Below are 16,558 nucleotides of genomic sequence, written 5' to 3'. Positions count from 1 at the left end.
TCTCCAATGACTCGAATACTGCTCAGGCCCGGCGCGCGATAGCGTCCTGTAGGATCATGGCGGCGCCCTTCTCCCCGATCATCATGGTCGGTGCGTTGGTGTTCCCCGATGTGACCTGCGGCATGATCGATGCGTCGACGACGCGCAGGCGGCGAGCCCCTCTCACGCGCAGGCGCTCATCGACAACTGCCAGCTCATCGAGGCCCATCTTGCAAGTGCCAGCTGGATGGTGGGCGGAGTTGCCGTGCGTGCGCATGTATTCGAGGATCTCGTCATCAGTACGCGCTCGCGGCCCCGGCATCCGCTCCTCGATCACGCGCGAAGCGAGAGGCTCGGTGCCCAGAATCTGACGGATCGTCTTGATGCCCTGAATTACCGCACGCACATCGTCGGGGTGTGAGAGGAAATTCGGCTGGAACGCGGGGGCCTCGCGCGGATCCGCGGAGCGGAGCGTTACTGTCCCCGTACCGGCCGGACGCAGACGGTACACCGAAGCAGCAATCGAAGGCCGGTCGTCCACTTCCACCACGCCATCGCCGTGGTAGGTGAACGACATGGGGCGAAAGCTGATTTGCAAGTCCGCGTATGGCTCCTCTGGGCGACTTTTTACAAACGCGGCGGCCTGCGAAGATCCCAGCGCGAGATAGCCCTTTCCATTGAGCAGGTAACGCAGGCCCTGCCAATACTTCCGCAATCCCGTGATCTCGTGGTTGTAGGAGCTCTTGCGCGTCGCCTCATAGCTGGTATGCACGTAGAAGTGATCTTGGAGGTTCTGACCGACGCCGGGGCTGGCCAGAACCTGTGCAATCCCGTGGCGCTGCAGCTCCTGCGGAGGGCCGACGCCCGACAGCATGAGAATCTGTGGTGAATTCAGCGCGCCCGCCGATAGGATGATTTCGCGCGCGGCCGCAACTTGGCGCAACTCGCCGCCCTCTAGCAACTCGACGCCGACGGCTTCAGTGCCCTCGAACAGAATGCGCCTGACAAACGCCCCGGTGCGGATGGTGAGATTCGGGCGCGTGCGCACGGGCTCGACGTAAGCCATGTAGGCCGAGTGACGCTTGCCATGGCGGATGTTGTGCTGCATGAAGCCGACCCCGTCGTGCAACTCTCCATTCAGGTCTTCGGTACGCGGAATCCCGAGCCGGGCAGCCGCCTCGATGAAGTCGGCCGAAGCGGGGTGGCGGATCACGGGGTCGCTGATCCACAACGGGCCGCCTACGCCCCGATAAGCATCCGGGCCTCGCTCGTTGTGCTCCATGCGCTTGAAGTAAGGAAGCACGTCCTCGAAGCCCCAACCCGGGTTGCCAAGGTTCTTCCAGGTGTCGAAGTCGCTTCGATGGCCGCGGATGAAGACCATGCCATTGATGGCGCTGCTGCCCCCCAGCGCTTTGCCTCGCGGCCAGTACATCCGCCGGTCATGCAACTGCGGCATCGGCTCAGTGAAGTAGTTCCAGTTCATCTCCTCGTGGAAATACAGCCGGGCCATGCCCGCTGGCGCCTTCACCCAGAACTGGTCAGCTTCGGGTCCGGCCTCAAGCAGCAGGACGCGTGAACCCGGGTCCTCGGAAAGCCGCCGCGCGAGCACGCAACCAGCGGATCCAGCGCCAATGACAATGTAGTCGTACGTTTCTGTTGATTGGTACATGGTGCGACGCATGGCGTCCTAAAGTCCAGGGAGCCACATCAAGGAGACGGAGGCCCCCTCGAGAAGGAACGAAACGCACGAAGTGGGGAGCGGGGCGACCAGCATCTCAGTCCTTGGTGAACTTCAGTTCGACCGCAACCTTCGCCATGTCGGTGTACTCGCGCGCGAGGTACTCGGAAAAGTCCCTGGGCGTCATGAAACTCGTGTCCGAGCCGTCCGCGCGAATGCGGTCTCCCACCTCCTTGCTTTCGAGGGCGTACCGGATCGCTTCAGACAGCTTGTTAACCACCTCGGGCGGCGTACCCGACTTGGCGAGCAATCCCAACCAGACGCTGTAAGTAAAGTCCGTGCCCAATTCTCGAAATGTCGGCACATTGGGCAGCGCGGGCAGACGGGTCTGTGAAGTCACGGCGAGCGCCTTCATCCGCCCTCCCGAGATCTGACCGCCGCTGCTGACGTATGCGTCGAAGAAGAACGATACGCGGCCTGCCATGACATCAGGCATCACGGCACCATTTCCCTTGTATGGCACAGCAAGCACTTGATTCAGGTTGTACGCTCGCTTGAACAGTTCACCGGCAATATGCGGCGCACCGGCCACTCCGCCGTGCCCGTAACTGAGCTTGTCGCCCTCCCGGCGTGCCAAGGCGACGTAGTCGGCGATGCTGCGCACGGGCTCATTCCCACCCACCAGCATGATGAACGGAATACGAGACATCATGCCGACGCCCGTGAAATCCTTGGGCGAGTAACCGGGATTGTTCTTGATGTAAGGCAGTGTCGAGAAATTGAGTGACTGCGCGAGGAGCGTATAGCCGTCCGCCGGTTGTTCACGCACGTGAAGGATGCCGATAAGCGTATCGGCACCTGGACGGTTGTCGATGATGACCGGCTGTCCCAGCTTCTCGCTCATCTTCTGCGCGACGAGGCGTGTCGTCGCATCCGTCGCGCCGCCCGGAGCCGTGCACACCACGATGCGGATGGGCCGTGTTGGCCAGGGCTCCGCCGCGGCGCACGTGCCTGCCGTTGCGGCGAGGGCGAAGGCGACTGCCGCGATGGTTCTTCTGGTGAATTTGAGGGGCGTCATGTTGTCTCCTGGTCTTGTTGCTTGGTTTCACTGATCAGAACCATTGTCACTGTTCGACTATTCCCCTTGCAAATGAATAGAATGAAGGAGTCCATAAGCAAAAGCACATGCCGAGCAAACTCGATGAAATTCCGTGGGCGCGGCGGCTGAAGCTGCGGCACCTCGAGGTGTTCCTGGCGGTGCACGAAACCGGCAGCCTTACCTCAGCGGCCGTGCGCCTGCACATGACCCAGCCAGCCCTTTCGCACTGGCTCTCGGACGCCGAAGAAGCGGTGGGCCGACCGCTCTTTTTGCGACTTCGCCGACTCACCTTGACCCCTGACGGAGAGGTATTCCGCGCCCACGCGGCAAGGATGCTGGGCGATGTGGAACGCACCGATGCCGATTTGAAGGCCGTGCGCGCCGGCTTGCAGGGGCGATTGCATGTCGGAACGGGGTTGCCGCGTGTGCTGTTGCCGCGTGCGATCGCCCGGCTGCACGAATCACGGCCCGGGATTTTTGTTTCGGTCTCGGAAGCGCCTCTGCCCCAGCTGCTCGAGATGCTCGCCAAACGCGAAATCGACATGATCATCGGCGCCCTCGCTGCGCAGGCGCGTGCATCGGGCTTTGCCGTCGAACCGCTGCTCGTCGACAGCGTGCAAGTCGTCGCACGCCGGCAGCACCCGTGCCTCCAGCAACCCGCGACCTGGGAAAGCACGCTGCAGTACCCATGGATCCTGCCTCCAGTAGGCGCCGTGATGCGCGGTGCGCTCGACGCTGCGTTCGCCGCCCAGCACCTGGCTCCGCCTATACCTTGCGTCGAAGCGAACTCATCGGTGCGCGTCCAACTTCTTCACGAAGAGCGCAACTACTTGTCTATCCTGTCCGCTTCGGAAGTGATGCTCTACCGCTCGCAGGGCGTCCTGGACAATCTGCGCCTCTTTCCAGAGATCCCCTCGCCTGACATCGGCGCAATCTGGGAGGATGAACGGGATTCAGGACTCGTGAGCCATTTCCTTGAAGCACTACGAGCCCAGGCGCAGGTGGAGGCGATCGAGCTCTCTCATTCGGACGCCAAGTAAGCGATTCAGCCTGCCTCGCCCGCAGTCGACTCGATCCTGCTGCGAACCTCGTTGACCACCAGGATCGACGCGCCTTCGCGGATCGCAAGCTCGGCCACTTCGCGCAGATGACTGGCGACGAGATCCAGGTCGCTTACATCGGGCAGTGAGACAGCAGCGGCACCGAGCTTCTCGAGGACCTGGCTCCAGCCCGAGCTAGCCTGCACGGCTGCCACGAGGCGCCCCGGCTCCAGTCCCTGCTTCACGCCCATTGTCAGCGCCTCCTGAGTGACCCATCGATTGCAGATGGCAGTCGCCTTGTCGATAACGCTCAGCAGACGTTTCTGGTGCGCGGATGACAATTCATCGGCCGCGGCTCCTACGATGCGCGTGCCACTCATAGATTCGACCAGCCTCACGACATCTTCGAGTTGCGCCGAGTCACCCAACGTGTTGCAGCCGATCTGCAGCAGGCCGCGAACAATGCCGGTAATGGGCATGAGCGCGCGCGCGTCCATTCCCATCTGAACCGATTGATTGATGTCCTTGAGCATATGCTTCAGCGCGAAATTGGTGGATACACGCCCTTCCACCAGTGCGGTGAGCATCAGCTGAGAGGGCCTGCTCCTGCCTGCTCCGGAGTTCAGCGCGTCCGCAATGGCGGCAAGCGACAGTCCGCATTTTCGGCCCAGTGCCGCCATCTCCAACATCGCGAGCCGGCAACCGGTGTTGATGGTGTTGTTGACCAGCTTGGTCGCCTGCGCATCACCCACATGCGCACCGCAATTCAGTACCTTCTGGCTGATTGCATGCAACCAGGGCATGGCACGCGCCACGTCCTCGGCGCCGCCGGAGTACAAGACGGTGCATTCGCCTGCAGCTGCTGCGGCTGTGGTGCCGGACACCGGCGCGTCGATCATCGACACACCTGCTTTGCGCAGTCGCGCCGCGATGAGGCGCGTATCCGCCGGCGTGCCGCTTGTCTGATCCACCACTAGCGCGCCAGGCTTCAGCCCCTGCAACAACCCTCTCGCACCTTGGATCACCTGCTCGACGTCTGCGGTGCGCGGCAGGGACAGGAAGACGATGTCGCATCGTTGTGCCAACGCCGCAGCGTCCTCCATGGCGATAGCGCCTTCGCGTTCGAGGGTGCTCACGGCGGAGGCATTGAGGTCCCAGATATGCAGCCGTGCAGCCGGGAGGAGGCGACGGGCCAACATGCCGCCCATAGCGCCGAGTCCAATATAGCCGACGGCGATCTGCACCGGTTCCTTCGTTGCCATGAACTGCTCTCCTTGTAGTGGCCGCATGGTAGGCACCAGCCACGAACGGGACGGGACATGAACTTGAAAGATCTTCAAGTGTGCATTGCAAGTTAGCGCACTGCGCTGTGCACGGGAAGGGTTCAGCCCGCGCTCACCATCCCCATCCAGTACTGCATGCTGGAGCCTGGCGTCTCCACATCGATCGTGCGCACAAAGTTCAGGCGACCGTCGTCCGAGATGCGGAACACCGACAAGGTCGCCGGCACTGGCTCCACGACGCCTCCAGTTCGCCGACAAAGCGCTTTGATGCTCGCCGTGATAAGCAGGCGGCCGGTTGGGTCAATCGAAAACGTGCGCACGTGAAAAGAATGCGTGTCCGCGTGCTGCAGCAGCATCGGCTCTCCGGACCGCGCATCAATCGCATACACGGCGATGCTGTTCTCCCCCCCCGTGAAGACCTTGCCCTGCGGCGTTTCAATCGATTGATCACAGCGGTTGGCCGCGTACACGAACTTTCCGTTCGGATGCACATGGATCGCCCCGCCCAGCTGGCGCGGCCGCGCCGTGTCGGGCTCGCGCAGCATGTCGCGCGTGAACGCGGGATCGCCTTCCAGGCGGTCGTTGTCATGGCGGAACATGTAGAGCCGGCTGGTCCTCTCGTCGGCCACATAGAGCCACGGCATGGAAGGGTGGAAATCCACATGACGCGGCCCGAAGCCGAAGCCACCACCAGGAGCTACTACCTGAACCGGACCTGCTGTGCCATTGCCCAAGTCGAACGCGCGCAGGGCCCCCGGATCCTCGGGCTTGCTCGCCTGTGCGTGATTGCCACGGTCCACGATCAGCACCGTGCGACCAGACGGGAACACCATCACCTGGTGCGGGTAGATCCCGAAGTCCACCCCCCCATCCTGCGGGATTTCATCCAACACACGGCCATCCGTGTCCAGCCGGTGCACCGACAAGTCGCCTTTGCCAAAGTTGTGCGCATTGATCGCGAACCGGCCATTGGCATCCACGCACATGTGGACCGCGCGCTTGCGCAGCGCCACTGGCTCGCCGAGGGCCCCAAGCGCGCCATCCGACCCGATGCGAAACGCGCTCAGGTAGTTGCAGTCAGACGCGACGCGGGGGCCGCCGTTGCTGCTGCTGACGTAGAACACGGGCAGCGACGGGTGCCTCCACGCGTATTGCACCTTCGCCGGTAGTGCGACAGACGAGCGCTTGGCGAGTGCGGCACCATCCACATCCACGGCCCAGCAGAACAGCACCTCATCCACAGCGCTGTAGAGATATGTGCCGCTCATGGCGCAATCGGCGTGAACATCGGCACAGCCGTGCCGTTCTCCGAATGGCGGAATACGACCTGTACGCGTTGGCCGATGCGCACTGTGTCCAGGTCCGTGCCAACGATATTGGTCATCATCGTGGGGCCCTCGTCGAGCGTGACGTAGGCAATGCAGTACGGCGCACCCGGGCCACGGCGCGCGACGCTGAAGGTGTAGATCTCGCCTTGGCCCTTCGCATCCTCCCAGTGCACATCCGAACTCCAGCAGAACGGGCATATCGTGCGCGGATAGTGATGCGCTTGGCCACAGGCGTGGCACGCCTTGAGCACGAGGCGCCCCTCCGCGGCCGCGTCGAAAAATGGTCCATCGCCAGGATTGAGCGGTGGATCGGCGATCTTGCGGTCTTCGTTGAAGGTGGGCATGGCTTATTCCCTTTCCAGAATGACAGTGGCGGCGCCGTGGCGGTGGCCGATGGCCCCCCCGATGCCGGTAGCCAGCGCCAGCTGGCAATTGGGCACCTGCACCTTGGGATTGGCTTCGCCGCGCAGCTGGCGCACCGCCTCGATGATCTTCGTCATGCCACCGCGGTTGGCGGGATGGTTGTTGCATAGGCCACCGCCATCCGTGTTGAAGGGCAGCTTTCCCACTCCGGAGATCAGGTTCCCATCCATAACGAACCTTCCGCCATCGCCCTTTTTGCAGAACCCGAGGTCCTCGAGCTGCAACAGCACGGTGATGGTGAAGCTATCGTAGATGGAGGCGTACTGGATATCGGCGGGTGTCACGCCCGCTTCCTCAAAGGCGCGCGGTCCGCTCCATGCCACACCGGTGTAGGTGAGGTCGATCTTGCCGCCTGACTGGTGCTTAGTCGTCTCGCCGGCACCAATCAGCTTCACGCGTGGCCGGTTGAGTGACTTCGCGATCTCAGGCCGCGCGACGATGATGGCGCCACCGCCATCGCTCACCACGCAGGAGTCGAGCCGGTGCAGCGGATCGGAGATGACGGGCGAGGCGAGCACGTCTTCCACCGTCACCAAGTCGCGCAGCATGGCATGGGGGTTGTGCTGCGCGTGGTGCGACGCTGCGACCTTGATCCAAGCGAGCTGCTCGGAGGTGGTCCCGAATTCGTGCATGTGCCGTTTCGCACTCATTGCATAGAGATTGAGGTTGACCGGCGAGTACGGAAACTCATAGGGCGATTCCGGCAGGTTGGTTCCGCGGACACGCACGGTGGTGCCGGAGCTGCCTTCGGAATTGGGTCGGCCCGCCAGCGTGATGAGCGCAACGTTGCACTTGCCCGCCGCAATCGCCTGCGCCGCGTGCGCGACATGCATGAGGTACGAGCACCCCCCCATGTCAGTCGAATCGATGTGGCGCAGCTTTTCCAGGTTGAGATGGCTTGCCAGCGACCAGGCGTTGGCGCCGGGCGCGTCGGCTGCGCAGAAAAAGCCGTCGATGTCAGTGCGGGACAGTCCCGCGTCCTCGATCGCGCCTTTAGCGACTTCGGCGTGCAGCTGAGCGAGCGAATGATCCGGCGCCTTGCGCAGTGGATGCTCGTACGCCCCAATGATGTAAGCCTTGCCCTTGATCGTCATGGTTGCAGGTTACCCGTGTTGGATTGAGAATTCTTCTTGCCCAACAGTTCCACTGATTGGAATTAGTGTTGACTGTTAGAACTCATGATAACATCGCCGCACGCACAAGCCACACGCAACTGGAGACAGCATGAACGACACCCCTTTCAAAGTCTGGCAGTGCATCCTGTGCGGCTTCGTCTATGAGGAAGCCGCCGGCATGCCACAGGACGGCATTGCGCCCGGCACGCGCTGGGCCGACGTGCCCCAGAACTGGATCTGCCCCGAGTGCTCGGCAACCAAGGCCGACTTCGAAATGATCGAAATCTGACAACGTAAGGCAAATCCAGCATGATCGATGTTCTGGTCATCGGCGGCGGCAACGCTGCCCTGTGCGCCGCCCTTATGGCGCGCGAGGCCGGCGCCAGCGTGCTGCTGGTCGAGTCCTCGCCGCGCGAATGGCGCGGCGGAAACTCCCAACACACCCGTAACCTGCGCTGCATGCACGATGCACCGCAGGATGTGCTTGTCGATGCCTATCCTGAGGAAGAGTACTGGCAGGACCTTCTGAAGGTCACCGGTGGACTCACTGACGAGCACCTCGCGCGGATCGCGATCCGTGCATCGTCGACCTGCCGCGACTGGATGCGCAGCCACGGCGTTCACTTCCAGCCGCCACTGTCCGGCGCACTGCACGTGGCGCGCACCAACGCCTTCTTCATGGGTGGAGGCAAGGCACTCGTCAATGCCTATTTCCGCAGCGCCGAAAAGCTGGGAATACAGATCCGATACGACACGCCCATCGTCTCGGTCGAGCTGGATGGCGACCGCTTTGTCGCAGCGCTGACGGCCAAGGGCGAGCGCATCGAGGCGCGCAGTTGCGTGTTGGCCGCTGGCGGCTTCGAGTCCAACCGCGAGTGGCTCAGCGAAGCCTGGGGCGTGAACGAGCGTGGCGAGCGCCCAGTGGAGAACTTTCTGATCCGCGGCACCCGCTTCAACGAAGGCGTGCTACTCAAGGCGATGATCAAGGCTGGTGCCGATTCGATCGGCGATCCGACGCAGGCACACATGGTCGCAATCGACGCCCGTGCGCCGCTGTACGACGGTGGCATCTGCACACGCATCGACTGCGTGTCGCTCGGCGTGGTGGTCAACCGTGAGGCGAAACGCTTCTACGACGAGGGTGAGGACTTCTGGCCCAAGCGCTACGCGATCTGGGGCCGGCTGGTAGCGCAGCAGCCGGGACAGATCGGCTATTCGATCATCGACCGCAAGGCCATCGGTCGCTTCATGCCGCCGGTATTTCCGGGAACGGTGGCCGACAGCCTACCGGAACTCGCGCGCAAGCTGGGCCTGCCTGAAGCGGCCTTCGTCGAAACCGTCAGCGCCTACAACGAGGCCTGCCGTGTCGGCACCTTCGATCACACCGCACTCGACGATTGCCACACCGAAGGGTTGGCGCCCGCCAAGACGCATTGGGCGCGACCGATCGACACCCCGCCGTACTACGGCTATGCGCTCCGTCCCGGCGTCACCTTTACCTATCTGGGTTTGCGAGTGAATGATGAATCAGCCGTGCATTTCGACGGTCGTCCAAGCCCCAACCTCTTCGTCGCAGGCGAAATGATGGCCGGCAATGTACTCGGCAAGGGCTACACCGCGGGCGTCGGGATGGCCATCGGCACGGCCTTCGGTCGCATCGCAGGCACGCAGGCCGCCAAGGCTGCGAATACTCTGAAGGAAGCACGGCATGCAATCGCTTGATGCTCTGACGCGTGAAGCCGCCTCGCTCGCAAGTAGCGGCGGGCGCGCTGTAATCCCGATCCTGAGCGAACGCGAGGCCGAGGTCGGGCGCCAGATGCAAATCTGCAATGCCTGTCGCTATTGCGAAGGTTTCTGCGCGGTCTTCCCAGCAATGACGCGGAGGCTGGAGTTCGGCCGCGCCGACATCCACTATCTCGCCAATCTCTGCCACAACTGCGGCGCGTGCTTGCATGCCTGCCAGTACGCGCCGCCGCACGAGTTCGCGGTGAACGTGCCGCGCGCGATGGCAGAGGTGCGGGGCCAGACCTACGCCGACTACGCCTGGCCACCAGCGCTGGGCAAGTTATATCAACGCAACGGATTGACCCTGTCGCTTGCGCTGGCGGCGGGACTGGCGTTGTTTCTGATGCTGGCAATGGCGTTCAAGGGAACGCTATGGGGAGCCCCGCTGCAAGGAAACTTCTACAACCTGTTTCCGCACAACCTGCTAGTCAGCCTTTTTGGGCCAGTATTTTTGTTTGTGGTCTTCGCGCTAGGAATGGGCGTGACACGTTTCTGGCGCGAGCTGAAGCCCGCGACCAGCGGCGCACCCGTGAGCGCGCCGGCGGCGGCGGAAGCGACTCAAGCGGTGCTGAGCCTCAAGTACCTCGACGGCGGCCACGGCAAGGGCTGTCACGACGAGGACGATGCGTACACGTTGCGTCGGCGTCGCTTCCACCACTTTACCTTCTACGGCTTCCTTTTGTGCTTCGCGGCGACCTCCGTCGCGACGCTCTATCACTACGTCCTCGGGTGGCATGCGCCCTACGAGTTGCCGAGCCTTCCCAAACTGCTCGGAGCGGTGGGAGGCGTGAGCCTGATGATCGGCACCGGGGGACTCTGGCACCTCAATCGCCGGCGCCATACCCTGCAGTCCGATGCTGCGCAAAAGCCGATGGACCTCGGCTTCATTGCCTTGCTTTTCCTCACCAGCGCGAGCGGACTGGCGCTATGGATCGGACGTGGCACGCCGGCGCTCGCGCTGTTGCTATGCCTTCACCTCGGCGCAGTGATGGCGCTCTTCGCAACTCTGCCTTATGGAAAGTTTGCCCACGGCATCTTTCGCAGCGCGGCGCTGCTTCGTCACGCAGTCGAGAAGCGACAGCCGAATCGCCTGCAACTCGGCTCGGATTAATAACTAGCATCAGGAGACAGACGTGCCATTGATATCTTTTACGCGGATCATCGCGACCGCTTGCACCTTCGCATTCGCTTCGGGCGCTGTGCAAGCGCAGCAATACCCATCGCGCCCTATCAAGATCCTGGTGGGCTTTGCCGCGGGCGGCGGTGTTGACACGATCGCACGTATCTACGCGCACAAGCTGCAGGAGATCTTAGGCGCACCCATCATCGTGGAGAACAAGCCGGGGGCATCCGAGTTGCAGGCGATCACACCACTTGTGAACGCGCAGCCGGACGGCTATACGCTCATGATGACGAGTGCCAGCAGCATGGTGCGAGGTCCTGGCGTGCGCACCGACTTGCCTTACGACCCCCTCAAGCAGATGACCTTCATCGCCAAGCCCGCGACGGTCGAGGCGATGTACGTGGTCAGGAACGATCTGCCGATCCAGACAGTGCCTGAGCTTTTGGCCTATGCCCGAGCAAACCCCAAGAAGCTGAACTACGGCTCCGCTGGCATTGGGTCATCCAACCACCTCCTGACCGAGCAGATGAAGATGCTCACGAAGACGGAGCTGGTGCACATCCCCTATAAGAGCGACGCGGAGGTGGCACGCGAGATGGCGGCCGGCACACTGGATTTCGCCATCGCGATCACGACGTTCACGGTGCCGTTTATCAAGGACAACAAGATCCGCGCGATCGGCGTCACAGGTGCGCAACGCGTCGCCGCTCTACCCAATGTTCCCACCCTCGACGAAAGCGGCGCACAAGAACTCAAGGACTTGGGTAACTACCTCTTCTATGGCCTGGTCGGTCCGGCCAACCTGCCACAACCCATCGTCGCCAAGCTCAACGACGCGATGAATAAGGCGGCCGTCATGCCTGATGTAGTGCAGCGGCTCGAAGGTGCGCAATTCCGTCCTGCCACAAGCACCCCCGCCGAGTTTCGCCAGCTCATCGAAAAGGAGCTGGCCAAGTGGAAGGAGATCGGCAAGACGGTGAAGGTGGGCAATTTCTGAAATGCCCACCATGCAGGCCGACTTGCTTCATGACTTCATCGTTGTCGGCGCAGGCAGCGCCGGCGCCATCGTGGCCAGCCGCCTGAGCGAGGACGGCAAGTACTCCGTTCTTCTGCTGGAAGCAGGTGGCTGGGACCTCAACCCTTGGATTCACATTCCGCTCGGGGTAGGCAAGACCATCACCAACAAGAAGGTGAACTGGGCTTTTCAGACCGAACCGGTCCCCCATTTGGGCGACCGCAGCGTGTACCTGGCCTGCGGCAAGGTCGTGGGCGGCTCGGGTGCGATCAACGGCATGGTGCACGTGCGAGGCCAGCCCGAGGACTTCAATGGCTGGCAAGAAGCCGGCTGCGACGGCTGGGGCTGGAGCGATGTTCTGCCCTACTTCCGAAAATCGGAGGACCACTACCTGGGCGATACCCCGCTGCACGGCAAGGGCGGCCCGGTGAGTGTCACGAAGTCGCGTACACCGTCGGCGCTTTGCGACCACTTCATCGCGGCCGGCATCAACGCCGGACTCGAGCGCAACGACGACTTCAACGGCGAGAAGCAAGACGGCATCGGCGTCTATGACCACACAGTGCGGCGCGGCCTGCGCTCCAACTCCGCCATCGGCGCATTACGCGAAGCCAAGCGCCGCCCCAACCTGCGCATCGAAACCCGTGCACAAGTCGAGCGCATCCTGTTCGATGGCCGCACAGCCGTCGGCGTCACGTACCGGGACTCGCGCGGCAACTCTCAGCATGCCCGCGCGTCGCGCGAAGTGGTCCTGTGCTCGGGCGCGCTCAATACGCCCAAACTGCTCATGCTGTCGGGCGTGGGACCGGCGGCGCAGTTGCAAGCGCACCGCATCCCTGTGGTCGCGCAACGCGAGGAAGTGGGACGCAACTTGCAGGACCATCTTGCGATTCGCGTCGTGTGCAAGACTCGCGATCCGATCACAGTGAATGACGATCTGCGCAGTTGGAGAAAGCGCTTGCTGATGGGCGCTCGCTTTGTGTTTCAGCGGCAAGGACCGCTCACTTTCGCGTCGGCGCACGCCGGCATGTTCTTCCGGACACGCGAGAGCGAACCAAGGGTGGACGCGCAGGCCTTTCTCATGCCGTTCAGCGTGCCAGGCATCGGCCAGTATCCGGATCCGTTCTCAGCATTTACCGTGTCGGTCACGCAGTCGTGGCCGAGCAGCCGCGGTCGCGTCGAGCTGCGCGACGGGGATCCACGCACGCCACCGGCGATCCATCCGAATCACCTCGCCACCGAAGAAGACCGGCAGTTCTTCGTTCGCGCAATGCGCAAGGTGCGGGAGGTGCTCGCCACGTCACCTATGGATCGTGTCGTCGCTGAGGAGTATCTGCCGGGCAAGGCCGTGACGACCGATGAGCAGATTCTGGACTACGTGCGCAACCGGTCGAACACGATCTACCACCCGTGCGGCACCTGCCGCATGGGCGGCGACCCCAATGCAGTAGTCGACCCGGCGCTGCGCGTGCGCGGCGTGAAGGGCCTGCGCATCGCCGACGCGTCCATCATGCCGCGCATCACGTCGGGCAACATCAATGCGACCTGCATCATGATCGGCGAGAAAGCCGCCGACCTCATATTGGCATCCCATACGGACCACGCGACCGCGTGACCATCGCCCCATTCCCCTCCCACACCCAATAGGCTCATCATGAAACACTACGGCAACTTCTACATCGACGGCGAATGGGTCCAGCCCCTGCAGGCCCGTACGCAGGAACTCATCAATCCCGCGACCGAAACGGTGTTTGCCACGGTGAGTCTCGGTAGCTCGCAGGACGTGGACCGCGCTGTTGCCGCTGCGCGCAAGGCGTTCGTGTCATTCAGCGAATCGAGCAAGTCCAGCCGCATTGAGCTTCTCGAGCAAATCGTGCGCAAGCTCGAAGCGCGTGAAAACGAAATCATGGAGGCAATCACCACAGAGTTGGGGGCGCCCCGAACATTGAAGGGACAAACCGGTTCGGCCGTGGCGGCGTTCCGCCAGGCCGTCACCGTCCTGCGAGACTACGAGTTTGAATCGCGTCTGGGCAATAACATCATCCGCCGCGAGCCGATTGGTGTGTGCGGCCTTATCACTCCCTGGAACTGGCCGCTGCAGACACTGGTGACCAAGCTCGCGGCGTCCATCGCGGCCGGCTGCGCAGTGGTTGTCAAGCCCAGCGAGGTCACGCCGGTAAGCGCGATTCTGCTTACCGAAGTGCTCCATGAAGCGGGCGTGCCGGCCGGGGTTTTCAACCTCGTCAACGGCGACGGCCCCACCGTGGGTGCCGCCATCTGCAGGCACCCCGACGTCGACATGGTGTCGTTCACGGGCTCCACGCGAGCCGGCATCCTGGTCGCCGAGGCGGCGGCCCACACCGTCAAGCGCGTGTGCCAGGAACTAGGCGGCAAGTCGGCGCACATCATCCTGCCCGACGCTGACCTAGCGAGCGCCGCACGCTTCAACATCGTGCGTGGGTTCTCCAACAGCGCGCAATCCTGCCACTCACCGAGCCGCATGCTGGTGCACAAGGATCAGGTAGAGCAGGTGCTGGAGTTGCTCACGCAAGAGGTGGCCAAGCTGAAGGTCGGCGATCCGCAGGACAGCGCAACCACCATGGGCCCGGTCGCGAACGGCTCGCAGTTCGAGAAGATCCAGAAGTACATTCAAAGCGCCATCGACGAGGGGGCGCGTCTGGTGTGCGGCGGCCCTGGCCGGCCTGAAGGGCTGGACAAGGGCTACTACATCCGCCCCACGGTGTTCGCCGACGTCAGCCCAGAAATGACCATTGCCCGAGAAGAGATTTTCGGACCGGTACTTTCGGTGATGGCCTACTCGACCGTGGACGAAGCCATCGCGATCGCCAACGCCACGCCCTACGGCCTCGGCGGCTACGTCTACGCCGGCGACCTGGCCGAAGGCAAGGAAGTCGGCAAGCGTCTACGCGCAGGCCGCATCTTCTATAACGGTGCCCCCAGCAACCTGGTTGCCCCCATGGGCGGCTACGGTCAATCGGGCAACGGCCGCGAGGTCGGTGTGTACGGGCTTGAGGAATACCTCGAGGTCAAGGCCATGATCGGGTTCGAGGTGGCTGACGCAATGTGATTCGGGTTCCGGTGGGTGAGATACTGTGATCTACTAGAGTCTTCACAGAATTCTTGCCCACCCCTCCGATCATGATGCGTTCCGTGCAGCGAATACTCGCCGTATTCGAGAGTTTCACTACCGAGAGAAACACCCTCACTCTTCAGGAAATCGCCGACCGCATCGATCTTCCGAAGTCCACGTCCTTCCGGATTGTGCAGAGCCTGGAGAAAGCAGGCTACCTCGTTCGCCTCGAAGACCAGCAATACTGCCTGTCCTTCCGCTTCACGCGCCTCGCGGGCCTCGTCAAGAGCACGCTCGGCATCCGCGAAATCGCCCGGCCAGTGATTACCGAGCTGGCCGACAAGTCCAAAGAGACCGTGTCCATCCACACCGTGGTCGGGCGCAACCGGGTGTGCATCGATGCGATGTCCACGTCGTCGGCGCTGCGCAGCGTGATCCAGCCCGGCGAGCAGGTGCCACTGCTGGCGGGCTCAGCCACCAAGGTGTTGATCGCCTACCTGGAAAAGAAAGAGCTGACGCCCATCGCCGCGTCGATCGCCAAGGCGATGAAGAAAACTCAAGCCCAAGTGATGGCCGAGATCGCCGCCGTGCGCGAGCAGGGCTTTGCCGTGTCACACGGCGAGCGCCTGCTTGGCGTGTCGGCGATTTCTGCACCCATCAAGGACGTGGAAGGTCAGGTCCACTACTGCCTGTCCATCGGCGGGCCCAGTGTCCGCATGCAGATGCACGAGAAGGAATTCGTGAAGCTCGCGGTGGATGCCGCAGCCGAAATCTCGCTGCAGTTCGGCGCGCAGATGCCCTGAGGGGCTGCTGGCGACGCCGTCAGATCATCGCGCCGACCATCCCGCCTTCGACGTTGATGCTGGAGCCGGTGACGAAACCGGCCTGCATCGACGCGAGGAACGTCACCACGCCGCATACCTCTTCCTGCTTGCCCATACGCCCAAGCGGCGTGAGCTTCCTGCGAGCTTCCGCCTGAGCCTGCGTGTAAGCCGCGCCACCAGTGCGGTGTGACGTGTCGATCAACGCAGGTGCGACGCAGTTCACCGTAATGCCTCGGGCGCCCACCTCGTTGGCCAGGTGCTTCATGTAGGCCGTAACGCCAGCGCGAAACACTGTGGACAGGCTGTGATGCGGCATTGGTTGCTTGACCGATGACGAGGTGATCGCAATGATGCGGCCCCAGCCCCGGTCAAGCATCAGCGGCAAAACCCCGTTGGCCACCTGGATGACACCCCACAGCTGATTTTGGTACGCCTCGTCCCAGCGCTGCTGCTCAGTCTCCTCGAGCGTGGCACGAAGGGGATTGGGCGCGCGGCCCGTATTCAGGACGAGGATGTCGAGGCCGCCGAACTCATGGCGAACCGCCGCGCCCAAGCGATCAACATCGGTTTGCGCCAGCATGTCACCGGCCACCGGCAATACCTTCACACCGTGCTTTTCACGGATTTCAGCAGCCACTGCTTCGAGTTTCTCAGCGGTACGAGCGAACAGCACAACGTTGACGCCCTCGGCCGCAAGCGCGTTAGAGATATTCTTTCCCATGCCCGCGCTCGATGCCGTGACCAGTGCGACCTTGCCCTTGATACCGAGGTCCAT

General features: G+C 62.7%; 15 protein-coding genes. 8 read left to right on the top strand and 7 right to left on the bottom strand.

Going from position 1 to position 16,558, the window contains the following annotated elements; translation table 11 throughout:
• Positions 1–22: 22 nt before the first annotated feature.
• Positions 23–1,660 carry a GMC family oxidoreductase gene (locus tag AC1RGU_RS03440; protein WP_492694721.1) on the bottom strand — a complete coding sequence of 546 codons (1,638 nt, stop codon included), beginning with the start codon at positions 1,658–1,660 and terminating at the stop codon, positions 23–25.
• A gap of 94 nt (positions 1,661–1,754) precedes the next feature.
• Positions 1,755–2,735: a Bug family tripartite tricarboxylate transporter substrate binding protein gene (locus AC1RGU_RS03435; RefSeq protein ID WP_492694719.1), complete on the bottom strand. Its 981-nt coding sequence runs from the start codon at positions 2,733–2,735 to the stop codon at positions 1,755–1,757.
• A gap of 107 nt (positions 2,736–2,842) precedes the next feature.
• Here AC1RGU_RS03435 and AC1RGU_RS03430 point away from each other — a divergent pair, with 107 nt between their 5' ends.
• Positions 2,843–3,796 (top strand): LysR substrate-binding domain-containing protein, encoded by a 954-nt coding sequence (locus AC1RGU_RS03430; protein WP_492694717.1) that lies wholly within the window; start codon positions 2,843–2,845, stop codon positions 3,794–3,796.
• Positions 3,797–3,801: 5 nt separating this feature from the next.
• Here the strand turns inward: AC1RGU_RS03430 and AC1RGU_RS03425 are convergent, their stop codons facing one another.
• Genes AC1RGU_RS03425 through AC1RGU_RS03410 form a run of 4 tightly spaced genes read right to left on the bottom strand, consistent with a single transcriptional unit; the run spans position 3,802 to position 7,924 of the window.
• Entirely contained in the window at positions 3,802–5,136 is a 1,335-nt protein-coding gene (locus AC1RGU_RS03425; RefSeq protein WP_492694715.1) for an NAD(P)-binding domain-containing protein, read from the bottom strand.
• 44 nt (positions 5,137–5,180) lie between these two features.
• Positions 5,181–6,347 (bottom strand): lactonase family protein, encoded by a 1,167-nt coding sequence (locus AC1RGU_RS03420; protein WP_492694713.1) that lies wholly within the window; start codon positions 6,345–6,347, stop codon positions 5,181–5,183.
• Positions 6,344–6,751 carry a Zn-ribbon domain-containing OB-fold protein gene (locus AC1RGU_RS03415; protein WP_492694711.1) on the bottom strand — a complete coding sequence of 136 codons (408 nt, stop codon included), beginning with the start codon at positions 6,749–6,751 and terminating at the stop codon, positions 6,344–6,346. The genes AC1RGU_RS03420 and AC1RGU_RS03415 overlap by 4 nt, the downstream gene beginning before the upstream one ends.
• Positions 6,752–6,754: 3 nt before the next feature.
• Entirely contained in the window at positions 6,755–7,924 is a 1,170-nt protein-coding gene (locus AC1RGU_RS03410) for a thiolase family protein (RefSeq protein WP_492694709.1), read from the bottom strand.
• Between the two features lie 130 nt (positions 7,925–8,054).
• Here AC1RGU_RS03410 and AC1RGU_RS03405 point away from each other — a divergent pair, with 130 nt between their 5' ends.
• The 7 genes from AC1RGU_RS03405 to AC1RGU_RS03375 all read left to right on the top strand — a co-directional run bounded on the left by AC1RGU_RS03405 (position 8,055) and on the right by AC1RGU_RS03375 (position 15,762).
• Positions 8,055–8,234, top strand: a complete 180-nt coding sequence (locus AC1RGU_RS03405; RefSeq protein WP_492684936.1) for a rubredoxin — start codon at positions 8,055–8,057, stop codon at positions 8,232–8,234.
• A gap of 20 nt (positions 8,235–8,254) precedes the next feature.
• Complete coding sequence (gene tcuA / locus AC1RGU_RS03400) at positions 8,255–9,667, top strand: FAD-dependent tricarballylate dehydrogenase TcuA (RefSeq protein ID WP_492694707.1); 1,413 nt, start codon at positions 8,255–8,257, stop codon at positions 9,665–9,667.
• Positions 9,654–10,841 carry a tricarballylate utilization 4Fe-4S protein TcuB gene (gene tcuB, locus AC1RGU_RS03395; protein WP_492694705.1) on the top strand — a complete coding sequence of 396 codons (1,188 nt, stop codon included), beginning with the start codon at positions 9,654–9,656 and terminating at the stop codon, positions 10,839–10,841. The genes tcuA and tcuB overlap by 14 nt, the downstream gene beginning before the upstream one ends.
• 22 nt (positions 10,842–10,863) lie before the next feature.
• Positions 10,864–11,850, top strand: a complete 987-nt coding sequence (locus AC1RGU_RS03390; protein WP_492694703.1) for a Bug family tripartite tricarboxylate transporter substrate binding protein — start codon at positions 10,864–10,866, stop codon at positions 11,848–11,850.
• A gap of 1 nt (position 11,851) precedes the next feature.
• Complete coding sequence (locus AC1RGU_RS03385; protein ID WP_492740789.1) at positions 11,852–13,483, top strand: GMC family oxidoreductase; 1,632 nt, start codon at positions 11,852–11,854, stop codon at positions 13,481–13,483.
• 39 nt (positions 13,484–13,522) lie between these two features.
• Positions 13,523–14,956: an aldehyde dehydrogenase family protein gene (locus AC1RGU_RS03380; protein ID WP_492684931.1), complete on the top strand. Its 1,434-nt coding sequence runs from the start codon at positions 13,523–13,525 to the stop codon at positions 14,954–14,956.
• Between the two features lie 71 nt (positions 14,957–15,027).
• Positions 15,028–15,762 (top strand): IclR family transcriptional regulator, encoded by a 735-nt coding sequence (locus AC1RGU_RS03375; RefSeq protein ID WP_492684930.1) that lies wholly within the window; start codon positions 15,028–15,030, stop codon positions 15,760–15,762.
• 19 nt (positions 15,763–15,781) lie between these two features.
• Here AC1RGU_RS03375 and AC1RGU_RS03370 read toward each other — a convergent pair whose 3' ends face one another.
• Positions 15,782–16,558 (bottom strand): SDR family oxidoreductase, encoded by a 777-nt coding sequence (locus tag AC1RGU_RS03370; RefSeq protein ID WP_492684929.1) that lies wholly within the window; start codon positions 16,556–16,558, stop codon positions 15,782–15,784.

Source organism: Variovorax sp. GW823-FHT02B07, from assembly GCF_058797695.1.
Note: the sequence above shows the minus strand (reverse complement) of the source record. Positions and strands in the feature narration are given on the sequence as shown.

Bases quoted from the DNA above. Each gene is read 5' to 3' on its own strand.
- AC1RGU_RS03440 (WP_492694721.1), bottom strand. From the start codon at position 1,660: ATGCGTCGCACCATGTACCAATCAACAGAAACGTACGACTACATTGTC.
- AC1RGU_RS03435 (WP_492694719.1), bottom strand. From the start codon at position 2,735: ATGACGCCCCTCAAATTCACCAGAAGAACCATCGCGGCAGTCGCCTTC.
- AC1RGU_RS03430 (WP_492694717.1), top strand. From the start codon at position 2,843: ATGCCGAGCAAACTCGATGAAATTCCGTGGGCGCGGCGGCTGAAGCTG.
- AC1RGU_RS03420 (WP_492694713.1), bottom strand. From the start codon at position 6,347: ATGAGCGGCACATATCTCTACAGCGCTGTGGATGAGGTGCTGTTCTGC.
- AC1RGU_RS03415 (WP_492694711.1), bottom strand. From the start codon at position 6,751: ATGCCCACCTTCAACGAAGACCGCAAGATCGCCGATCCACCGCTCAAT.
- AC1RGU_RS03410 (WP_492694709.1), bottom strand. From the start codon at position 7,924: ATGACGATCAAGGGCAAGGCTTACATCATTGGGGCGTACGAGCATCCA.
- AC1RGU_RS03405 (WP_492684936.1), top strand. From the start codon at position 8,055: ATGAACGACACCCCTTTCAAAGTCTGGCAGTGCATCCTGTGCGGCTTC.
- tcuA (WP_492694707.1), top strand. From the start codon at position 8,255: ATGATCGATGTTCTGGTCATCGGCGGCGGCAACGCTGCCCTGTGCGCC.
- tcuB (WP_492694705.1), top strand. From the start codon at position 9,654: ATGCAATCGCTTGATGCTCTGACGCGTGAAGCCGCCTCGCTCGCAAGT.
- AC1RGU_RS03385 (WP_492740789.1), top strand. From the start codon at position 11,852: ATGCCCACCATGCAGGCCGACTTGCTTCATGACTTCATCGTTGTCGGC.
- AC1RGU_RS03380 (WP_492684931.1), top strand. From the start codon at position 13,523: ATGAAACACTACGGCAACTTCTACATCGACGGCGAATGGGTCCAGCCC.
- AC1RGU_RS03375 (WP_492684930.1), top strand. From the start codon at position 15,028: ATGATGCGTTCCGTGCAGCGAATACTCGCCGTATTCGAGAGTTTCACT.
- AC1RGU_RS03370 (WP_492684929.1), bottom strand. From the start codon at position 16,558: ATGGACCTCGGTATCAAGGGCAAGGTCGCACTGGTCACGGCATCGAGC.